Raw genomic sequence first — 21,755 nt, forward strand, 5'->3', positions numbered from 1 at the left:
TGAGCAGCAATATTTAACTTAATAATCAAGCAACATTAGCAAGGGGTTGAGTATGCTGTGTCAACCATTGATAAAGGGCTTGCCAGACTTCTTGCTGATTAATTTCATTGAGCATTTCATGACGACCACCAGGGTAGATCGCCGTGGTTACGTCATGAATGCCTGCAGATCTTAGCTGACGACTCAACTTATGCAAGCCATTAGGTAAGCTCAAAGGATCTTGATCGCCACCTAAAATATAAAAAGGTAATGTTGTTGGCAGTTTACAAAAACTGCTGTGGGTGCTCAGCCTTGCTAAGGCTGAAAGCATGTTGTACCAAAACTGATTGCTGACTTTAAATCCACAAAGTGAATCTTGGCAATAAAGATCAACTTGTTGGGTATCACGAGAAAGCCAGTCAAAATCTGTTCGGTTAGGTTTAAAATAGCGGTTAAAGCGGCCAAAGAAAAGAAAGTCTAAAAAAGTACTGTTGGCATTTTGTCCTTGGCGTTTACATTCAAGTGCTGCAAATGCTTTGGCTATATGGCAAAGCCAGGGTGGTTGATAATTTGAGCCAGAAAGAATACAACCTGCCAGTAATGGGTGATTGGCTTGCAAAAAGTGCAAGCAAAGAAAAGACCCCATGCTATGCCCCATCAGGAATAGGGGTTGTTCTGGATATTTTGCACTGATCTCAGCAAGCTGCTGCTGAATATCCTTAAGCATCAAAGACCACTGATTGGTTTCAGCAGAGCCCAGGCTGTGCGTAGCCTTACCTGTTTGACCATGAGCACGTAAATCCCAGCTCGTCACACCTATACCTTGTTGATTTAGAAACTGTGCGAAGGCTTGATAGCGCAGAGAATGTTCAGTCATGCCATGAATTATTAAGAGCTGAGCGGAGGCTTTAGCGGGTTGCCACTGGTGACCATAAAGTACTGTTTGATCAGCTTGTGCTTGGGTGGTAAAGCGGGCTTCCATAACCAATTACAACTCCTTGTGCTTGCTAATATTTGGCCTGCCTAATGGTAAGTAAGAAAAATTTTCTTGTTAGACAGCATATGCAGTATGACCGAACAGGTATTACCAGTTGATACTGTAGTGAAATAAATGGTGCATATTCTGCTATGTCACTAGGATATGGTTAATCTTTATGAAACATAGTCATTTTAATAAGCCCGCTGCAGGTGTTGTCTTTATTAAGGTACTAGTGCCAGCAGGCCAAGGGTTTACTTTATCATAGCGAGAAAATACTATGCACTAAGCATAATAAAAATGAAAAGGGTTTACGTTAGCTAACAATGCTTGCCCTTACAATAAGCATAAAAAAACATAATCAAAACAGTCAGAGCTGAAAAAATACCCAAAGTGATGGGTATAGCGCACTTAGGAGTTTACACAGCATGAACCAACCCAATTGGGCCGAGTTTTACCCGGCAGGTGTGGCACGTACTATTGCTGTAGATAAATATCAGTCAATTCTTGAAGTAATGGATACATGTTGTCGCCAATTTGCTGATAAACCAGCGTTTACTAATTATGGGTGTACGATTACTTATGGCGAGTTGTATCAACTTAGTGGTCAATTTGCAGCATTTTTACAGCATGAAACGGACTTACAACCAGGTGATCGAATCGCGATTCAACTGCCCAATTTAATTCAATTTCCCATCGCAGTTTTTGGGGCATTGCGTGCAGGGCTTATTGTAGTGAATACCAACCCCTTATATACCGAAAGGGAAATGGAGCATCAGTTTAAAGACTCAGGTGCTAAAGCGCTGGTCGTGCTGGCTAATATGGCAAGCCTGGCGGAGAAAGTAGTACCAAAAACAGCGATTAAACATGTGATTGTGACGCAAATAGGTGACATGCTTCCACTTGTTAAACGAACATTAATTAATACGGTCGTTAAACATGTGAAAAAGTTAGTGCCTTCGTTTAACTTGCCCGAAGCGATTCCCTTTCGGAGAGTATTGTCTGATGGTTCACGTTACACCCTTCGCCCGGTAACTGTACAAGCAGATGATGTTGCTGTTCTACAGTACACTGGAGGTACGACAGGGGTCGCGAAAGGGGCAATGCTGACCCATCGTAATATTATTGCCAATATGTTACAGGCTAAATCGATGATGGGGAAAGATTTGACTGTGGCTCAGGAAACTATCATTGCTCCGTTACCGCTATATCATATTTATGCATTTACCTTTCATTGTATGGTTGGCATGTTTACTGGGCAACATAACGTGCTGATCACTAATCCAAGAGACTTGCCGCGTTTTGTAAAAGAGTTGTCTTCCATTAAGTTTTCTGCCTTTGTGGGCTTAAATACACTATTTGTAGGGTTAATGAATAATGAGCGTTTTCGCCAACTCGACTTTAGTGGTCTGCGCTTGACCCTGTCAGGTGGTATGGCATTACAGCTGGATACAGCCCAGCGTTGGCATAGTATTACTGGGAGTACTATTTGCGAAGGCTATGGCATGACAGAAACATCTCCTATTGTTTGTGTGAATCCCATTCATCAGCCTAAGGTTGGAACTATTGGCGTGCCAGTACCTAGCACAGAAGTTAAGTTAATGGGAGATAATGGCGAAGTCGATCAGCCAGGAGAAGCCGGTGAACTTTGGGTTCGTGGCCCACAAGTGATGAAGGGATATTGGCAGCGTCCAGAAGCAACAATGGAGTCGCTTACAGATGATGGCTGGTTAAAAACAGGAGACATTGCTGCATTTACAACGGAAGGCTATTTAAAAATTGTTGATCGTAAAAAAGATATGATTGTTGTTTCGGGCTTTAATGTTTACCCCAATGAATTAGAGGATGTGCTGGCTAAACATCCAGATGTGACACAGTGCGCAGTGATTGGTGTGCCTAGTGAGAAAACGGGAGAAGCGATAAAAGCGTTTGTGGTATCAAAAAACCCACAATTACGAAAAGAAGATATTGTGCAGTTTTTTCGGGACCATGTGACTGGTTATAAAATTCCCCGACTTGTTGAGTTTCGTGAAGAATTACCCACCACTAATGTCGGAAAAATTCTGCGTAGACAATTACGAGATGAAGAGTTAGGCAAACTGAAAAAAGCGAGTTAGCGTACTTTGATCGTTTAAAAATAAAATAAGGGCTGGCTATGTTCGTCAGCTCTCATATTCTGTGCTTATTTGATGGTTCCTTCCTTTAAAATAGTGTGCAGTGAGTAATTGATAGGTTTTTTATTTAACGTGAAAATATAGTGTAAATAGTTTATTCTCTGCGCCTATTATCCACGCTATCCTTTAAATACGACGTTTTTTATCAAGAAACTTAAATTGAGCCAGATAACACAATACCGTAGTGAGCTAAGAATTTTAAATTTAGTGAGAAAGTTATAATCAAGCGATTTACCTACCCACTCCTTTTCTCTTTATTGATGGAGAAGGAATAAACACTATGAAAAAAGTAAATACAGCATATCCAATACAAGGGGTTTATTTGGGCGGTCGTCAAGCGATGAAGCCCCAGGGCAAGTTTACTCATCTGAAACTTACGGTAGCAATGTTAACTGATCTAACAGCGCTGCTGACAACAGGCCCAAATGTGTCGGGAACATATTAGAACAGCTTTGATGGCCCGTGAGGTGCGTAAAAATGATTCGTGAAGGGTATAGAAAGTTAAGGCAGTAATTAGCAGTGATAACATTTGCAGTGCTTAAAGAACAAATCTCACAAGCGATGCTGAAAGATCGCTTTCGTTTTAATAAACGATTAAACCATTTACGTAAGACTTATCGCGGAAAAAAAATACCTAATGAAGCATTAATCGCGATACAAGATCAAGTTGCTAAATCAACAGCGTTGGTGCAGTTACGAAAGGCTAATAGTCCTAAACCAACATATAATGAACAGCTGCCCATTGCGCAAAAAAGAGCTGAGATTCTGGATGCTTTCAAGCAACACCAAGTGATAGTGGTTGCAGGTGAAACCGGTTCCGGAAAAACAACGCAGCTTCCCAAAATTTGCCTTGAAGCAGGGCAAGGTATTTTGGGTATGATAGGTCATACACAACCTCGCCGCTTGGCAGCCCGCTCTGTTGCTTCGCGAATTGCTGAAGAGTTACAGACACAATTAGGGGATGCTGTTGGTTATCAGGTACGTTTTACTGATCAGGTGAGCGATCAAACCCATATCAAGTTGATGACGGATGGTATTTTATTAGCCGAAATTCAACAGGATCGTTTTCTTAATCAGTACGACACATTAATTATTGATGAGGCCCATGAGCGCAGTTTAAATATTGATTTTTTATTAGGCTATCTCAAGTGGTTATTACCAAAACGTCCTGAGTTAAAGCTGATAATTACTTCAGCAACCATAGATGTGGAACGTTTTTCTCAACACTTTAATCAAGCACCCATTATTGAGGTATCAGGTCGAGCTTATCCGGTAACTGTTCATTATCGTCCATTCTTAGATAATGAAGAAGACAGCAGTGATAATAAGCGTGATACGGATGAAAAACAGCTGCAAGGCATTATCAGTGCTTTGCGGGAAATTGAACAGTTAGAACGTCAAGGTCAGGTTCCTCGACTGGGGGACGTGCTTGTGTTTTTGAGTGGTGAGCGAGAAATTCGTGATACCGCTAAAGCGTTGCGACAGGCAGCTTTTCGGGATACAGAGGTACTGCCACTCTACGCTCGTTTAACGGCGGCTGAGCAACAACGTGTCTTTCAACCGCACCGAGGTAGAAGGGTTGTGTTAGCGACCAATGTCGCTGAAACATCCATCACCGTGCCAGGCATTCGTTATGTTATTGATCCAGGAACAGCACGAGTCAGTCGTTACAGCTACCGTTCAAAAGTGCAGCGACTTCCGATTGAGGCAGTTTCTCAGGCCAGTGCAAACCAGCGTAAAGGCCGATGTGGGCGGGTAGCAGAAGGAGTATGCTTTCGCTTATTCAGTGAAGAAGACTTTTTAGGGCGGCCAGAGTTTACAGAGCCGGAAATTCAGCGCACTAATCTCGCCTCGGTCATTTTAAAAATGCTGCAAATGCGGCTTGGGGATATAACGGCATTTCCATTTGTAGACCCTCCCGATAATCGCTTGATCAACGATGGACTCAAATTATTGCAGGAATTACAGGCAATTGATCATCGGCAGCGATTGACGCCGTTAGGCCGGCAGTTGGCACAACTACCTGTTGACCCCAGGATGGGACGTATGCTGGTTGCAGGTGCTGGGCTTCAAGCATTGCGTGAAGTATTAATTATTGCCAGTGCGTTGAGTATTCAAGACCCTCGAGAGCGTCCTACTGAAAAGCAGCAGGCGGCTGATCAGCAGCATGCTCAGTTTAAGCATGATGACTCTGACTTTTTAAGTTTTGTTCAGTTATGGGATGCATATGAGAATCAGCGTCAGGAGCTAAGTCAAAACCAGTTGCGTAAGTATTGCAAGCAGCACTTTTTGTCGTATTTACGTATGCGGGAGTGGCGAGACTTACATCATCAATTAATGTTGGCATGTCGGCAGCTGGGATTAAAAATTAATCAGGAACCCGCTGAGTATGCAGCAGTTCACCAAGCGTTAGTACCAGGGTTACTGGGAAATATTGGTACTAAATTGGAGCAGGGGGAGTACCAGGGCGCTCGTAATAAAAAGTTTTATTTATTTCCTGGGTCCGCATTATTTAAACGACAACCAAAATGGGTGATGTCTGCAGAGTTGGTTGAAACCTCTAAGCTTTATGGACGAATTTTAGGAAAAATCGAGCCAGAATGGGTTGAAAAAGCGGCAGAGCACTTATTAAAAAGGCATTATTTTGAGCCGCACTGGGAAAAGCGTCGTGGGCAAGTGATTGCATTTGAACAGGTCACTCTCTATGGCCTCATTGTGGTGCCTCGTCGCAAAATAGATTATCGAAAAATTGATCCTGTGGTCGCTCGCCAACTTTTTATTCGAGGTGCTTTGGTTGAGGGTAATTTTACTACTCAAGGTGATTTTTTTGAGTATAACCAGCTACAAATTGATGCGGTTGAAAATTTGGAAGCTAAAGCCCGGCGACGTGATATTTTAGTGGACGAAGAAGTGCTGTATCAGTTTTATGATGAACGTATTCCTCATCATATTGCTGATGCGAGAAGCTTTGAGCGATGGCGAAAAACACAGGAGAAAAAAGACCCGGATTATTTGTTGCTCACTCAGGAATATTTAATGCGCCATGAGGCTGAGCATATTACGGCGGAACAATACCCTGACCAGTTTGCTTGGCAGGGAGTCCATTATCCGTTGAGTTATCACTTTGATCCAACAGCAGATGATGACGGCGTGACGTTACAAGTGCCCGTTGCGGCTTTACCACAGTTACCACGTAACCGATTGCAATGGTTGGTTCCTGGATTAATTGAAGAAAAGTGTACAGCATTAATTCGAGGCTTACCGAAGGCTGTCCGTAAAAACTTTGTGCCTGTGCCTGATTTTGTGAATGCCGCATTGGAAGCGATTTCACCTGATGATACACCCCTCACTGAAAAGCTGGGGGAGCAGTTGCGGAAAATGACAGGAATACGCGTTTCAGAGGAAGAATGGCAACAGGTCAAATTAGCTGCTCATTTGCAAATGAATATTCATGTTGTGGATGAACAGGGTAGAAGCTTGGGGCAGGGGCGTGATTTGCAAGCACTGCTCCAACAGTTTGCAGATGTAGCTGAAGCATCACTAAAGCAATTGTCTAATCATGGATTAGAAAGGAATGGGATCACCCAGTGGAATTTTGATTATTTGCCTGAAGAAATTACTCAGCAACAGCAGGGGTTGGTGATTCGTGGATATCCTGCTTTAGTGGATGAAAAAAATAGTGTAGCACTTAAAGTGTTTGCGACTGAGGACAAGGCCAAAGCAGAACATCATCGTGGTGTAACCCGACTGGCGCTGTTAGCACTGCCTTCACAACAGCTGAAGTATTTGCGCACACAAATGCCACAGTTAAAGCAAGTAGCGCTGTGGGGGGTGAATGTTTATCCCAAGTCTTTATTAGAAGAAGATATTATTTGGCTGGCAGTCAATACTCTTTTACATGATGAGGAAACTGAGCCTCCCCGTAATGAAGCTGATTTTCTAGTACTAATTGAAAAGCTGAGAGGGAACTTAGCGTCATTAGTGAGTGAGATAACGGCGTTATTGGTTGACGTTTTTTCTCGTTATCATGCTATTAATAAGCAGCTTAAAGGGCGTATTTCGCTAGCAGTCGCGCGCTCACTTGCTGATATAAAGTTTCAGCTGCAGCAATTAGTGTATAGAGGATGCCTACGAGACGTTCCATTATGTTGGTTGAGACATTATCCGCGCTATCTTGATGCCATATTGCAACGGCTTGATAAGCTAGGTGGACAAATTCCTCGGGATAATGCTCATACTGAAGAATTGACTCAACTTTGGGAAGCCTATCAACAACGTGCATCTGCATTGCAGGGCGCCTCCCTGGCATGTCCTCATCTTCAGCTTTATCGCTGGCTTTTAGAGGAGTATCGCGTATCCCTATTTGCCCAGTCATTAAAAACCAGTGTTCCGATATCAGCAAAGCGTTTGCGTAAGCAGTGGGAACTGGTGCTACAACCATAACCTTATCTGACCTTTGGATATGTATATCCAACCCTAGAATAACGACAAGCGAGGCGAAAGTGACAGAGATTGTCATAACTGGAACAGGGCTATACAGCCCTGATGATGTGATTACAAATGAAGAACTCGTAGCATCATTTAATGCTTATGTCAGTCATTATAATGAACGACACAGTGTGGCTATTGAAATGGGCGATATGGAGCCACTTCAGACTTCAAGTGCTGACTTTATAGTTAAAGCTTCAGGTATCAAACGACGACATGTTTTGGATAAAGCGGGAATACTGGATATAACCAGGATGTATCCTAAGCTACCTGAGCGGACAGATGATGAGTTGTCTATTCAAGCAAAAATGGCATTGACGGCAGCTCATGAGGCTTTGGCTGATGCAGGTCGAAAGGCTGAAGAGGTTGATGGGGTTATTATCGCTTGTTCAAATATGCAGCGTGCTTATCCGGCGATGGCTGTTGAGCTTCAGCAAGCGCTTGGTGCACAGGGTTTTGCATATGATATGAATGTTGCTTGCTCTTCTGCCACTTTTGGCATTCAGGCGGCTGTAAATGCAATTCGGTCAGGTTCGGCAAAATGTATGTTGGTGGTGAGTCCGGAAATTTGCTCTGCTCACTTAAATTTTAGAGACCGGGATAGCCACTTTATTTTTGGTGACGCCTGTACGGCTGTGGTGCTTGAAAATCGATCTGATGCAATTACATCTCGCCCGCTGATGATAATGGGGGAGCGCTTAATAACTCAGTTTTCAAATAATATCCGCAATAATTTTGGCTTTTTGAATCGTTGTGTTGAGTCAGATGTGAAAGGTGCTAATGCTGATAAGTTATTTATGCAGCAGGGACGCAAAGTATTTAAGGATGTATGTCCTATGGTATCAAACTTGGTCGTAGACCATTTACAACAGCTTGATATTAATGCACAACAGATTCGCCGTCTGTGGTTGCACCAAGCTAATTTGAACATGAATCAGCTGATTGCCCGTCGTATTTTAGGTCGGGAACCCGCTAATGATGAAGCGCCTGTTATACTGGACGAATATGCAAATACCAGCTCTGCGGGATCAATTATCTGCTTTCATCTACATCGCCAAGATTTGCTTGAAGGAGACATTGGAGTAATTTGTTCCTTTGGTGCAGGTTATTCAGCAGGCTCAATTATTGTAAAACAGCTTGCGTGATTCTTTGTTGGGTTAGATTGTTTCAGTGAGGGGGTGTTAGTTTAACAAGACATCCCTTTTTTTATGAAATAACAACCACTGTATCCGGTTACTTCAGCTGAAATTGACTTGTGTCAATTTTTGGTGGATTGTTTTCGTTAAACTACATACATAATATTCAGTTTTGATCTGTGAGCATTAAACGATTCTAAGCGGTATATAACCCGTAAATAATTGCCATTTTATTCTGAAATTAATGCAACAAATGGTGTAAGAATCAGTCAAAGTTATTTGACGCCATATACAACATTTATTGGTTTATCCAACACTCTTTGTCGCTGTGCATACTCACCACTTCAAAACTGAGCGTCGCTGCGCAACGGTTCTTTGAGCTATCAAATTTTGCGGCCAAGACAGTCGTCAGATACACATCTCAGGTGATCCCTGAAATATATGACTCCTGGCCGATAAGGTAGAGAGGCCAGCTATCATCATGTGGATCATGCAATGTGTTGCTCAAACAGTATTCAGTCACTTGACCTCTGTGTCTAAGCAGTGTCTCTGCTTATTTCAGATTGTTCATTCAAAGTATTCAAACTCTAGGCAGATCCTTACTATGCTAAGTTTAGAGCATCTGCTATCTGTTCTTGCTGTAGCAAATTTAGCTGTGCGTGCCGTCATTAGAGCTTATAGACAAGTAGATACGTCATTTTTCATCACTTTTTTCTCTAGTATCTTGGTTTCATGGCCTAAGCTCAAAGGCAATCTACAGCTGTGTTTTATATGTATGCAACGAATTTGGGGTATTACTTATCATCATCAACTGATGAGATAAGTGGTATCAGGCAACTTTTAGAAAAAATACGAGGGTATAACCATGTATAAAGATGATCTTGCTACAGCGAATGTAGGTAGTGATTTGCCTGATCCTTGGCAAGGGTTTAATGGCGGTGACTGGCAGACTGCTGTTAATGTTCGTGACTTTATTCAGAAAAACTATTCACCTTATGAAGGTGATGATAGCTTCCTTGCAGGTCCTACTGAGCGTACTCAAAAGCTGTGGGAAAAAGTGCTTGAGTTGATGAAGCAGGAAAATGCTAAAGGTGGCCCTTTAGACTTTGATACTGAGGTCGTCTCTAATATTACTTCTCACCCTGCAGGTTACATTGATAAAGACCTTGAGGTTATTGTTGGTCTGCAAACTGAAAAGCCCTTAAAACGTGCCATTATGCCAAATGGTGGTATTCGTATGGTTGAAGCTTCTTGCCAAGCTTATGACCGTGAGCTTTCGCCTCAGGTTTCTGAAATTTTCACAAAATACCGTAAGACTCATAACCAGGGCGTGTTTGATGTTTATACCCCTGAAATTCTGAAGTGTCGTAAAGCCGGTATCGTTACAGGCTTACCTGATGCCTATGGACGTGGCCGCATTATTGGTGACTACCGTCGTATAGCGTTATATGGGATTGATCGCTTAATTGAGGACAAGCAGCAGCAGAAAGCTGACCTTAACCCAGATTCTTTTGATGAAGATGTGATGCGCTTGCGTGAGGAGCTGTCTGACCAAGTCCAAGCGTTGAAAGATATGAAAGTGATGGCACAGAGCTATGGCTTTGACATCTCTCGCCCTGCAGTGACAGCACGTGAAGCGATTCAGTGGACTTATTTTGCTTACTTGGCAGCGGTTAAGTCTCAAAATGGTGCTGCCATGAGTATTGGCCGTATTTCTTCTTTCTTAGATATTTACATTAAGCGTGATATTGACAATGGGTCTTTGACTGAGTCTGAAGCGCAAGAAATGATAGATGACTTGGTTGTTAAATTACGCATGGTACGCTTTTTAAGAACACCTGAGTATGATCAACTGTTCTCCGGTGATCCTACTTGGGTAACAGAAGTTATCGGTGGTATGGGTGAAGATGGCCGCACGTTGGTCACTAAAAACTCATTCCGTGTCCTAAATACACTTTATAACTTGGGACCAGCACCTGAGCCTAACCTGACAGTCTTATGGTCTGAGCAGTTACCGAAAAACTTTAAAAACTTCTGTTCTAAAGTATCTATCGATACCAGCTCGATCCAGTATGAAAGTGACGACCTAATGCGTCCTAAGTTTGGTGACGACTATGGTATTGCCTGCTGTGTATCAGCAATGCGTATTGGTAAGCAAATGCAGTTCTTTGGTGCTCGCTGTAACCTTGCTAAAACTATGCTTTACGCTATCAACGGTGGTATGGATGAGAAAATTGGTTTGCAAGTAGGACCAAAAATGGAAGTAATGGCTGATGAATACCTGGATTTTGATAAAGTCTGGGAGCGCTTTGACCATTACATGGATTGGGTTGCGAATCAGTACGTTAAGTCTTTGAATATTATCCACTATATGCATGACCGTTATAGCTATGAAACTGCTCTGATGGCCCTGCATGATCGTGATGTGTACCGTACGATGGCTTGTGGTATTGCTGGCCTATCTATTGTGGCGGACTCACTGGCAGCGATTAAATACGCGAAAGTGAAGCCAGTACGCAATGATGAAGGATATGTCATTGATTACCAGATTGAAGGCGATTTTCCTAAGTTTGGTAACAACGATGACCGTGTTGACCAAATCGCAGTGGATGTTGTACATCGCTTTATGGAGCACGTACGTAAGAACCCAACTTATCGCAAGTCTGTACCGACTCAGTCTATCCTGACCATTACTTCTAATGTTGTCTATGGTAAGAAAACAGGTACTACACCTGACGGGCGTAAGGCGGGTGAACCTTTTGCTCCTGGTGCGAACCCCATGCATGGTCGTGATGAAAAAGGTGCGCTAGCGTCATTACTGTCTGTATCTAAGCTGCCATACAATGATGCTGAAGATGGTATTTCCTATACCATGTCTTTAGTACCTGGAGGTTTAGGTAAAGATAAAAACGCTCAAGTGACAAACCTAAGTGCGATGCTTGATGGTTACTTCAAAGCCAGTGGTCATCATGTTAACGTCAATGTGTTAAATAAAGAAACCTTAATGGATGCAATGGAACATCCAGATCAGTATCCACAATTGACTATTCGTGTGTCAGGTTACGCTGTAAACTTTGTTAAGTTGACACGTGAGCAGCAAATGGATGTTATTTCTCGGACATTCCATGCCAGAATGTAATCTCTGAAGATTATCTCGTTCCTAAGAAGCAGGGCAAAGCCCTGCTTCTTAGTGTCTGAAGGTTGCGTGAAGATGGTATAGACTAACTTCAGCATAACTGTATTTGGCTTTGTTCTATCGTGGAGTGAGCCGATCAATGCCCGTTGTATTAGGTGGCGAATGACACAACTTATCTATCCTTTTAAAGACTCTATCACTGTAGACCCTCTACAAGTGTCGGGTAATGTCCACTCGGTGGATAGTTTTGGAACGGTTGATGGTCCTGGAACACGTTATGTAGTGTTTTTACAGGGCTGTTTGTTTCGTTGTAAATACTGTCATAACCGAGATACCTGGGATCTTGAAGGGGGGCAGAAAAAAGCAGCTGGTGACTTAGTAAAAGAAATAGTTGCCTATAAACCGTTTATGGAAGCCTCTAACGGAGGAGTAACGGTGACAGGCGGTGAGCCTTTGTTGCAGGTACCATTCGTTAAAGCTTTGTTTACCGCGCTTAAAAAAGAAAAAATTCATACATGCTTGGATACCAATGGTTATGCTACTAAATATAATCAGGAGTTAGACGAACTGCTTGCGCATACTGACTTGGTATTGTTGGATCTTAAACAGGTAGATGATAAGCGTCACAAAGCACTGACTGGTGTGAGTAACAAGAAAACACTGAAGTTTGCTCAATATGTAGCAGAAAAAGGTATTCCCGCATGGATTCGTTTAGTGGTTGTACCAGGCTATACAGATGATGAGCAAACAGCTAGGCAAATGGCTGAATTTATCCAACCGATGAGTAACGTGGAAAAAGTTGAGTTATTGCCCTATCACGAATTAGGTAAGCATAAATGGGAAGCGTTTGGTGACCGCTATCCATTAGTGGGTGTTGAGCCACCACCAAAGGAAACGTTGCTGAAACTACAGGCTATTTTTTCGGAATATCACATCAAAGTAACGTTCTAAAACGAAAGTTTTGCTTTATTTATGCATTGTTTTGGTAAGTTTACTACAAAATGACATGTATCAAGTTTGCAGCTATAGAACTGTACTAGACTTGTCTTAAATAAAGCACTCCTGAATGAAAACCGCTAGCAAACAGCTCAAGCCAGGTGCTGAAAAGAATTTTTATTTTGCGTTTTTAGTTTTAATAGGAGTACGACATGAGTGTCAGTAACCTCGATAAGCTGGATAAGTTAATCGCTCAAGTAAAAGAAGCACAGCAAGCCTATGCTAATTTTACTCAAGAGCAAGTTGACGAAATCTTCCGCGTTGCTGCATTAGCGGCTAACGACCAGCGTGTTAAGTTAGCAAAAGCTGCAGCAGAAGAAACTGGAATGGGTATTGCCGAAGATAAAGTGATTAAAAACCACTTTGCTTCTGAGTATATCTACAACCAGTACAAAGATGACAAGACCTGTGGTGTTCTTGAAGAAGACAAAACTTACGGCATCATGAAAGTGGCTGAGCCTATTGGCTTGATTGCGGGTGTCGTTCCTACCACAAACCCTACTTCTACCGCTATTTTTAAAGCACTGTTAGCGTTAAAAACCCGCAACGGTATTATTTTCTCACCACACCCTCGTGCTAAAAAGTCCACTGCACTTGCTGCACGTATTGTCCGTGAAGCAGCAGAAAAAGCGGGTGCTCCTAAAGGCATCGTTGCTTGTATCGATGAGCCTTCTGTAGAGCTGTCACAGCATTTAATGCGTCACCCAGATATCAATATGATTCTGGCAACAGGTGGCCCAGGTATGGTGAAGGCTGCTTACTCTTCTGGTAAACCAGCGATTGGTGTAGGTGCAGGTAATACTCCTGCGGTGATTGATGAAACTGCAGCGGTCAAAATGGCTGTTAGTTCAATCATTATGAGTAAAACCTTTGATAACGGCGTGATTTGTGCCTCTGAGCAATCTGTTATCGTGGTTGATAGTGTATATGAAGAAGTTAAGCGTGAGTTCCAAGCACGCGGTGCTTACATCTTATCTAAAGATGAAAAGAAAAGTGTCGGTGCCAAGGTGCTTATCGATGGCAACATGAACCCAGCCATTGTTGGCCAGCCAGCCTGGAAAGTGGCTGAAATTGGTGGTGTAGAGGTTCCTAAAGAAGCTAAAATTTTGATTGCTGAGTGTGACTCTACTGCTACAGAAGAGCCATTTGCGCATGAGAAACTATCACCAACACTGGCGATGTATCGTGCTAAAAACTACGATGATGCAGTAGCTAAAGCAGTTGCTTTGGTTGAGCTTGGTGGTATTGGTCATACTTCTGTGCTTTATACCGATCAGTTCGCTAACCAAGACCGTATCAATGTTTTTGGTAAAGCAATGAAGACTGGACGTATTCTAGTCAATATGCCTGCTTCTCAGGGTGCGATTGGTGACTTGTATAACTTCCGTCTAGCACCTTCATTGACATTAGGCTGTGGCTCCTGGGGAGGAAACTCTGTCAGTGAAAACGTGGGTGTTAAACACCTTATTAACGTCAAAACAGTTGCATGTCGGCGAGAAAATATGTTGTGGCACAAAATCCCTAAAGACATCTATTTCCGAAATGGTGCACTGCCTGTTGCCCTTGAAGAGCTGAAAGACCGCAAGCGTGCCATTATTGTTACTGACCCTTTCCTATACAATAGCGGGTACGTTGATCAAGTAACTGATGTTCTTGGTCGTATTGGCTTGGAAACTGAAGTTTTCTATGAAGTTGAAGCAGATCCATCGCTGATTACTGTAAATAAAGGTGTTGAAATGATGAACGCCTTTAAACCTGATGTAATCATTGCGTTGGGTGGTGGTTCACCAATGGATGCCGCCAAAATTATGTGGGTGATGTACGAATACCCTGAAGTTCGCTTTGAAGATTTAGCTCTGCGCTTTATGGATATCCGTAAACGTATTTATACATTCCCTAAATTGGGTATTAAAGCGAAGATGGTGGCTATTCCTACTACTTCAGGTACAGGCTCAGAAGTGACTCCTTTTGCGGTGGTAACTGATACTTCAACTGGTATCAAGTATCCTATTGCTGACTATGAGTTAACACCAGACATGGCGATTATTGACCCTGACCTGGTGATGAACATGCCACAATCATTGACTGCATTTGGTGGTGTGGACGCTTTAACTCACGCCTTAGAAGCCTATGCCTCTGTATTTGCCAATGAGTATACTAACGGTCAAGCATTAGAAGCTATTCGCCTATTATTTAAATACTTACCTGACTCGTATGCCGAAGGTGCTAAGAACCCTAAAGCGCGAGCGAAAGTACATTATGCAGCGACAATGGCGGGTATTGCTTTTGCGAATGCATTTTTGGGTGTTTGTCACTCAATGGCTCACAAAATTGGTGCAGCGTTCCATATCCCACACGGTTTAGCGAATGCGTTCTTAATTTCAGAAGTTATTCGATATAACGCTTCTGATGTACCAACTAAGCAGGGCACTTTCCCTCAATATAAATACCCTCAAGCTAAAGTACGTTATGCGCGTGTTGCTGAGTACATTGGTCTGGGTGGTGCGACTGAAGATGAGAAAGTTGAGAACCTGATTAAGGCTGTGGAAGGTTTGAAGAAGGCTGTAGGTATTCCTGAGTCTATTCAGGCCTACGGTGTTAGCGAGAAAGAGTACCTGTCTAGACTGGATGAAGTGGCAGAAGAAGCATTTGATGATCAATGTACACCTGCTAACCCTCGCTACCCGCTGATTTCTGAGATTAAAGAACTGTTGACTAATGCCTACTATGGTTCTAGTCAGAAGGCACCTCTGAAGTTAGTAAAAGATAAAGAAAGTAAAAAAGGTAAAAAAGTGTCATAAACCCTAATACAACACCCTCTGTATAAGGGAGTGACCAGCCCAAAAAACGGACTCATTTGAGTCCGTTTTTTTATGGGGTAAACTTTTTGTGATAAAGCAGGTTGAGTGTGAAGCGTGAGATTAGTCTGGTATTGATGTGATTGTCTTCAAAAACCTTCAGTGATTAGTTAGAATGCCCACAGTTATTATATGACAAGCGTCGTAAAGAGGTATGAGCCACTGCTATTCATTGGTAATGGGATACCCGGATGTACCTTTAGGAGTCACTGAAATATTGTGAGCACTATTCATACTTTGATTGACCGAACACTTGGGGTCATCTTGCTTGCCAGCAGTTGTGCTGTAGGTTACTGGGGTTATCTGCAGATCCAGAGTAATGAGCATCAAACACGTCAGTTATTAAGTAGTTCTGGTGCTCCCGAAATAAGTGACTCTCAGGTAAACCCGCAGGTTGATGCAAATGAAAAGGATTTACCAAAAATAGCCCATGCCATTTTTGGCGAACCACCAAAAAAAGAGAAGGAAGTTAAAGTCACGCCAGAAATACCGATCACTAAACTTAATTTGAAGTTACAGGCAGTATTTTTCTCTACAGAAGTGGGTGATTCAGCAGCTGTTGTCCAAACCAATAACAACCAAAGTAAGCTCTTACGAATAGGTGATACTGTATCAGGTGGTGTTGCCATTCGTGATATTAAGCCAACCCATATTACATTGGAGCGTGGGGGTAAGCTAGAAAACTTACCTTTGATTAAAGGTGAAGGTAGTAGCAGTAGAGTGAGTCAACAACGATATTCTGGTTATCCAACGCGGCCACCAATGACACCTTCTGGTGTTTCCTCGCCTGATAAGCGTAGAGACGAAATACGTCGCCGATTAGAAGCACTACGAGCACAGTTTAATTAATCCACATTACTGGTAGTTTTTGACTGAAGTACTATGAAACAGTTTTTCAGCACCTGGCTCATTTGGGGGCTAGTCAGCACATCATCTGCATTCTTGGTTAATGCTTCGGCGTCTCAAGAGCAAAATTTATCTGCAAGTAATGCAGAAATAAAAATTAATATGCAAGACGGCGATATTCGTACGTTTATTCAATGGATAGCGGAGAGAACTAATAAAAACTTTGTGATCGATCCTAGGGTTAAAGGTAAGGTTTCTGTTATTTCGCAAGAGGCGCTCACAGCAGAAGAAGCTTATCAGGTTTTTTTATCGGTTTTACAAGTGCATGGGTATACGGCACTTGAAAGTGGACAGGTCGTGAAGATTATTCCTGATGCTTCAGCACGGCACAATGGGGTTCCACTGATGGAAGGGCAGAACCATAGTGGCTCTGATGAAATGATTGTGAAGGTTATAAAGCCCAAGAATATCCCTGCCATAAAGTTAGTCAGTATGTTGCGGCCATTAGTACCGCAGACAGGTCACTTAATTGCTTATCCTGACAGTAATGCACTAATAGTGTCGGATCGCGCTGGCAATATTGAGCAAATATCCAAAATCATCACGCGCATTGATAAAGCTGGGGCACTGGATATTGAAATTGTGCCATTAGCACATGCTAATGCAAAAGACGTGGTGACAATTTTGAAAGCACTTATGCCCAAAGGAGCCTCACCACAGAGTAAGGCATTTGCAATTGACTTTGCTGCTGATGAGCGTAGTAACAGTATATTAATGAGCGGTGATGCGGTTAAGCGACGTAAGCTGCGTGAAATAATTCACCGGCTGGATAATTCTGAGTCCAGTGCTGGAGACACGCAAGTTTTTTATTTAAATTATGCTAAGGCAAAAGACGTTGCCCCCATTCTGCAAAAAATGTCTGGCTCTATAAAAAAAGAAGGTAAAGATGTGGGAATGGCTAATGCTGAAGTCAGCATTGAACCTGATGAAAGTACCAACGCGCTTGTGGTGACTGCACCGCCAACATTAATGAAAACCATCCAGCATGTCGTTAAAAAGCTGGATATTCGACGTGCACAGGTCCATGTCGAAGCTTTGATTGTTTCGGTAAAGGAAGACGTTACTAATGAAATTGGGGTTGACTGGAGTACTTCTGACTCAGCTATTGGCAAGGATGGTGCTTTTGCGCGTACACATACAACTGGAAAGTTTGATAAATTTACACCAGACAAAGATGGAAATATTTCTTTAGGTCAAGGGTTTACATTTGGCTTTTTCCGAAACGGCTCATTACGTTCCTTAATCAAAGCATTTAAAAGCAATGATTCAGCAAATGTGCTTGCGAAACCAAATATAATTACGCTTGACAATAAAGAAGCGAAAATTAATGTGGGGAAAAATATACCTGTAGTAAAAGGGCAAGAAACTAACTCATCATCTACAACGAGTAATCCGTTTACTACCTTTGATCGAGAAGATGTGGGTATTATTTTAGAATTTACTCCTCGTATTAATCCTGGTAACACGATAACGTTGGAAATTTCTCAGGAAATATCAGATGTTTCACAAACAGTATCAAATCAAGCGAAAGATGTTGTTATTGAGAAGCGTACGATAGACACTAATGTGTTAGTGGAAGACAAGGCAATTCTAGTGCTTGGAGGATTAATTGAAGATAAGGTGCAAGATATACAAACAAAAGTTCCTTTGCTTGGTGATATTCCCGTTATTGGGCACTTATTTAGGAACACCAGAAAAGAAATAAATAAAACCAATTTAATGGTGTTTCTAAAGCCAACAATACTTCGTGATAAGTCAAGTGCAGATACTGTTACAGGTAGTCGTTATCGCTTTATTAGAGAAAGACAAAAAGAGCTTCGTAATATATTTGATGAAATATACAGCGATATTGCACCTTCTGAATATAACAAACAGGCCACAGTTAAGCCTTTATTACGTCAATCCTTCTAGCTGAGTTATCTTCTCTCATAAGCCACAACTTACATGATGTGGCTTATGAGCTTAAATCTTCTTATCATCCTCATTTCTGATTTAGTGACTGTTCCTTCATCATTTATACTGAAAACGTATGGTATAAGTATACCATGCTCTAAAAGTGTCAAAGGGGACAAGCAAGATTATGTTAGCGGCTATAAAAAAAGTAACAGTTTGGTTGGGTGTATGCCTGGCTTTTACAGTGGTGTTACTTATTTCCATACCGTGGATAATCAGTGTTGCAGTTAATCATATTGACTTGGATGAAAATATAACCCTTTCCTTTGATCAAGCAGCATGGCATGGTTTTGGAAAGCTGAAGTTTGAAAAAGTAATAGTTTATTTTAAGCAAGAACCCACGATTGAAATTAATTATTTACAACTCGATGTGGCTGACGTTTTTTCGGGTACTGTTAGTTTGAAGGTTTCTCCGAATCAGGTTGATTATGACAGGTTTACTCTCCTGGTTAATGGACTTAAAAAAAGACAAGCATCTGGTGCAGAAAAAAGCTTATTTCCCTTGTTGCCACTTAAAAGTAACATTACTATCGAACCATTTTTTTTCCTGTATTCAGGAAAAAAACTCGAAGTAGTGTTAAATGCGGAAGTACAGCCTGATCAAGTGAATTATAATGCAAGAATAACATCTACTTTAGGCGCACAGTTATATACTCAAGGATATTTAACTGAGCAAGAAGTATCAGGAAACTTAGGCTTTTGGATGCTTCCCTTTAATACAATATTACCTTCTCTGATTCATCGAGTACGATTTCAGCCTGGCTTAACGCATTTTTTGGCTCATTATAAACTACCTTTAGCTGAAAGCGATAAAAGCACGCCAACGACAACACATGATAGTTTTTTGGGGTTCAATCTAAGCAGTAATAATAGTTTTGCTTTAACGGGGGGGATAAGTGATACACCCGTTAAAGGGCATATTTGGGGTATTGTTAAACTTAAAAATCAGTCTTTAAAAAATATGGAGGTCTATTTATGGCCTGCATCAGCCCTTTCACTCTTTAATTTATCATCACACGATGATTCCTTTGTCCATAAAATGACAGTACAACTGCCTAATAAAATAATATACCAAAATAATAATTTGCAGAGTTCACAGTGGCAGGTCGATGTTAATCATGGCTATTATCAGGGACATGTTAATGTCGATTCCGCTCAGTTTAATTTAAATGACATGAGCGGTAATGCGGCATTTAATGTTAATTTACAGCAAGGTGATAAGTCATATAAGTATAAAAGTTTTTCGTTAGAAGGGTTTCAACTTAAGGCAGAAGGCTGGCTTGATATTTCAGATGTTGACGCTGAATTGAAATTGAAATCACTTGTTACACTACATAATGCTGCGTATAACACATTTGTGGCTCATCGCATTGAGTTAGCGACTGAACAGCCCATTCAGGCCAAATTTCAACGTAATCGATTATTGTGGGATATTCAGGGTTCATTAGTCAACGAGCTAACTGGCCTAAAAATAAAAAAAACAAAGTTACCAAACCTCAAGGCAACACATGATGTACAGTTAAAAAATCATCTGTTGGATTATCAGATGCAAGGAAATTGGACATCGGCCTTGCGCTGGGAAGCTCAGGCAAATCTTAATCTGTTAGATAAGCAGCTTAGTGTAGTTACTGACTGGGAAACGATTAATGCTAAAAAGCTTCAGCGTTCATTTGCTCGTTATCCAATTTGGCCGAAGGAGTTAACGCTTACCTCTGGTATAGTTAAGCCAAGCCTAAAGTTGAAGGCTGACTGGCGATCTGAAACACAGTGGCAGATGAATGCGCAACTGATTGCAAAGCAGCTAGCTGGTCAGTATCAGGATTATCAGTGGCAGGGGGCAGCAATGGATTTGGGCTGGCAAGTTCAAGAGCGTGGAAACCAGATGAGCTTTTTACCTCTGACCCAAAATAAGTTTAAAGTTGACCTGCTTAATGTAGGAATTCCGTTGCAAACTTTAAGAGGTCGTGTTGCTGTAAAAAACACGCCATCTCCATGGTTAAGCCTAGAGCGAGTGAATGTGAAGGTATTGCAAGGTAATGCGTTTGTTCAGCAAATCCCTATTTTTTCGCCTTATGCTATTGACAGCTATGCCACCTTTGAAGGCGTTTCGTTAAGTGAATTGGTCGCTTTGCAAGAACAGCCTGGCTTATCAGCACAGGGACAATTACAAGGGCGCTTACCGCTACGTTTTTCGCCACAAGGAATTACTATTCATGCTGGTCAGATACAGGCCAGTAAAGCTGGCGGGTTTATAAAAATTGAAGAAAATCCTACAGTTGATGCCTTGAAACAAAGTCGGCCTGAGTTCTCATCGGCTATTAATGCGCTGGAAAATCTACATTTTTCGCTATTAGAGAGTTCACTAGATTTAAAGGAAAACGGTGATGCGAAATTTAAAGTGACGATAAAGGGTAAGAACCCTACATTAAGCCAAACACGACAAGTTAACTTTAATTACCAGCATGAAGAAAATATGCTAATGTTGCTAAGAAGTTTACGTTTTTCTCAACGTCTAACTGACAAGTTAAAGCATTAGTATTGAGTACTATAACATCATGAATAAAGAAAGGATGCTGTCAGTGACAGTGATTAGCTTGCTTGCAAGCTGTATCACCGCATGTACCCCACGAGTGGAGGTTGCGGTGCCAGAAAAACCGATTACGATTAATTTAAATGTCAAAGTTGAGCATGAGATTAAAGTAAAAATAGATAAAGAGCTTGATGAAATTTTCAGTGAAGACAGTGAGTTGTTTTAGGAGGGGGCTATGAAAATAGTACGTGGTTTTCGTTTACTGGTATTGGGTTTAATTTTATGTTTGCCCCTCACTGTGCTGGCGATGAGTTTGGAAGAGGCTAAACAGCAAGGTTTGGTGGGTGAGCAGCTAAATGGCTATTTAGGTTTAGTGGTTAACAATGTTACTGCAAAAAAGCTCATCACTGGAATCAATCAAAAACGTAAACAAAAATATGAGCAACTTGCTAAGCGCAATGGGGTGCCGCTTGCGACAATTAGCAGTTTGGCAGGACAAAAAGCGATTGAAAAAACACCAAATGGCCAGTATGTCCAAAATTCAAGCGGACAGTGGGTTAAAAAATAGTGGAATCTAAAAAAGATTTGATTCCACAAAAAAGGGAGTATTCACTCCCTTTTTA

13 protein-coding genes are annotated in these 21,755 nt (G+C 41.7%); 12 read left to right on the forward strand and 1 reads right to left on the reverse strand.

Annotated features, from left to right (window positions below):
- Positions 1-25 precede the first annotated feature (25 nt).
- The gene (locus KHS79_RS12970) at positions 26-961 is read right to left on the reverse strand and encodes an alpha/beta hydrolase (protein ID WP_212719594.1); all 936 of its coding nucleotides are present in this window, start codon (positions 959-961) and stop codon (positions 26-28) included.
- Between the two features lie 422 nt (positions 962-1,383).
- On the opposite strand from KHS79_RS12970, the gene KHS79_RS12975 reads away from it, so the two are divergent.
- The 12 genes from KHS79_RS12975 (at position 1,384) to KHS79_RS13030 (ending at position 21,700) form a co-directional block, all read left to right on the forward strand.
- Positions 1,384-3,072 (forward strand): AMP-binding protein, encoded by a 1,689-nt coding sequence (locus KHS79_RS12975; RefSeq protein WP_212719596.1) that lies wholly within the window; start codon positions 1,384-1,386, stop codon positions 3,070-3,072.
- Positions 3,073-3,409: 337 nt separating this feature from the next.
- Positions 3,410-3,574 carry a hypothetical protein gene (locus KHS79_RS12980; protein WP_157365414.1) on the forward strand — a complete coding sequence of 55 codons (165 nt, stop codon included), beginning with the start codon at positions 3,410-3,412 and terminating at the stop codon, positions 3,572-3,574.
- A 74-nt stretch (positions 3,575-3,648) separates the two neighbouring features.
- Entirely contained in the window at positions 3,649-7,572 is a 3,924-nt protein-coding gene (gene hrpA, locus KHS79_RS12985) for an ATP-dependent RNA helicase HrpA (protein WP_325167613.1), read from the forward strand.
- 59 nt (positions 7,573-7,631) lie between these two features.
- Entirely contained in the window at positions 7,632-8,762 is a 1,131-nt protein-coding gene (locus tag KHS79_RS12990; RefSeq protein WP_212719600.1) for a beta-ketoacyl-ACP synthase III, read from the forward strand.
- Positions 8,763-9,618: 856 nt separating this feature from the next.
- Positions 9,619-11,892: a formate C-acetyltransferase gene (pflB, locus tag KHS79_RS12995; protein WP_212719603.1), complete on the forward strand. Its 2,274-nt coding sequence runs from the start codon at positions 9,619-9,621 to the stop codon at positions 11,890-11,892.
- A 159-nt stretch (positions 11,893-12,051) separates the two neighbouring features.
- Entirely contained in the window at positions 12,052-12,840 is a 789-nt protein-coding gene (gene pflA / locus KHS79_RS13000) for a pyruvate formate lyase 1-activating protein (RefSeq protein WP_212719606.1), read from the forward strand.
- A 197-nt stretch (positions 12,841-13,037) separates the two neighbouring features.
- On the forward strand, positions 13,038-15,686 hold the full coding sequence (adhE, locus tag KHS79_RS13005) for a bifunctional acetaldehyde-CoA/alcohol dehydrogenase (protein ID WP_212719609.1): 2,649 nt from the start codon (positions 13,038-13,040) through the stop codon (positions 15,684-15,686).
- 276 nt (positions 15,687-15,962) lie between these two features.
- Positions 15,963-16,592 carry a type II secretion system protein N gene (locus KHS79_RS13010; protein WP_212719611.1) on the forward strand — a complete coding sequence of 210 codons (630 nt, stop codon included), beginning with the start codon at positions 15,963-15,965 and terminating at the stop codon, positions 16,590-16,592.
- Positions 16,593-16,625: 33 nt separating this feature from the next.
- Positions 16,626-18,560, forward strand: coding sequence for a type II secretion system secretin GspD (gene gspD / locus KHS79_RS13015; RefSeq protein WP_212719613.1), 1,935 nt, complete (start codon positions 16,626-16,628; stop codon positions 18,558-18,560).
- A gap of 169 nt (positions 18,561-18,729) precedes the next feature.
- Positions 18,730-21,138 carry a YdbH domain-containing protein gene (locus KHS79_RS13020; RefSeq protein WP_212719615.1) on the forward strand — a complete coding sequence of 803 codons (2,409 nt, stop codon included), beginning with the start codon at positions 18,730-18,732 and terminating at the stop codon, positions 21,136-21,138.
- A 19-nt stretch (positions 21,139-21,157) separates the two neighbouring features.
- Positions 21,158-21,358 (forward strand): YnbE family lipoprotein, encoded by a 201-nt coding sequence (locus KHS79_RS13025; RefSeq protein WP_027707945.1) that lies wholly within the window; start codon positions 21,158-21,160, stop codon positions 21,356-21,358.
- Between the two features lie 9 nt (positions 21,359-21,367).
- Positions 21,368-21,700, forward strand: a complete 333-nt coding sequence (locus KHS79_RS13030) for a YdbL family protein (protein ID WP_212719617.1) — start codon at positions 21,368-21,370, stop codon at positions 21,698-21,700.
- Positions 21,701-21,755: the final 55 nt, after the last annotated feature.

Origin of the sequence: Zooshikella ganghwensis (assembly GCF_018263875.1) — a bacterium.
GTDB lineage: Bacteria > Pseudomonadota > Gammaproteobacteria > Pseudomonadales > Zooshikellaceae > Zooshikella > Zooshikella ganghwensis.

What these genes read in the sequence shown, in the direction of transcription:
- KHS79_RS12980 (WP_157365414.1), top strand. Translation starts at nt 3,410, where the DNA reads ATGAAAAAAGTAAATACAGCATATCCAATACAAGGGGTTTATTTGGGC.
- KHS79_RS12975 (WP_212719596.1), top strand. Translation starts at nt 1,384, where the DNA reads ATGAACCAACCCAATTGGGCCGAGTTTTACCCGGCAGGTGTGGCACGT.
- pflA (WP_212719606.1), top strand. Translation starts at nt 12,052, where the DNA reads ATGACACAACTTATCTATCCTTTTAAAGACTCTATCACTGTAGACCCT.
- KHS79_RS13020 (WP_212719615.1), top strand. Translation starts at nt 18,730, where the DNA reads ATGTTAGCGGCTATAAAAAAAGTAACAGTTTGGTTGGGTGTATGCCTG.
- adhE (WP_212719609.1), top strand. Translation starts at nt 13,038, where the DNA reads ATGAGTGTCAGTAACCTCGATAAGCTGGATAAGTTAATCGCTCAAGTA.
- pflB (WP_212719603.1), top strand. Translation starts at nt 9,619, where the DNA reads ATGTATAAAGATGATCTTGCTACAGCGAATGTAGGTAGTGATTTGCCT.
- KHS79_RS13025 (WP_027707945.1), top strand. Translation starts at nt 21,158, where the DNA reads ATGAATAAAGAAAGGATGCTGTCAGTGACAGTGATTAGCTTGCTTGCA.
- KHS79_RS13030 (WP_212719617.1), top strand. Translation starts at nt 21,368, where the DNA reads ATGAAAATAGTACGTGGTTTTCGTTTACTGGTATTGGGTTTAATTTTA.
- gspD (WP_212719613.1), top strand. Translation starts at nt 16,626, where the DNA reads ATGAAACAGTTTTTCAGCACCTGGCTCATTTGGGGGCTAGTCAGCACA.
- KHS79_RS12970 (WP_212719594.1), bottom strand. Translation starts at nt 961, where the DNA reads ATGGAAGCCCGCTTTACCACCCAAGCACAAGCTGATCAAACAGTACTT.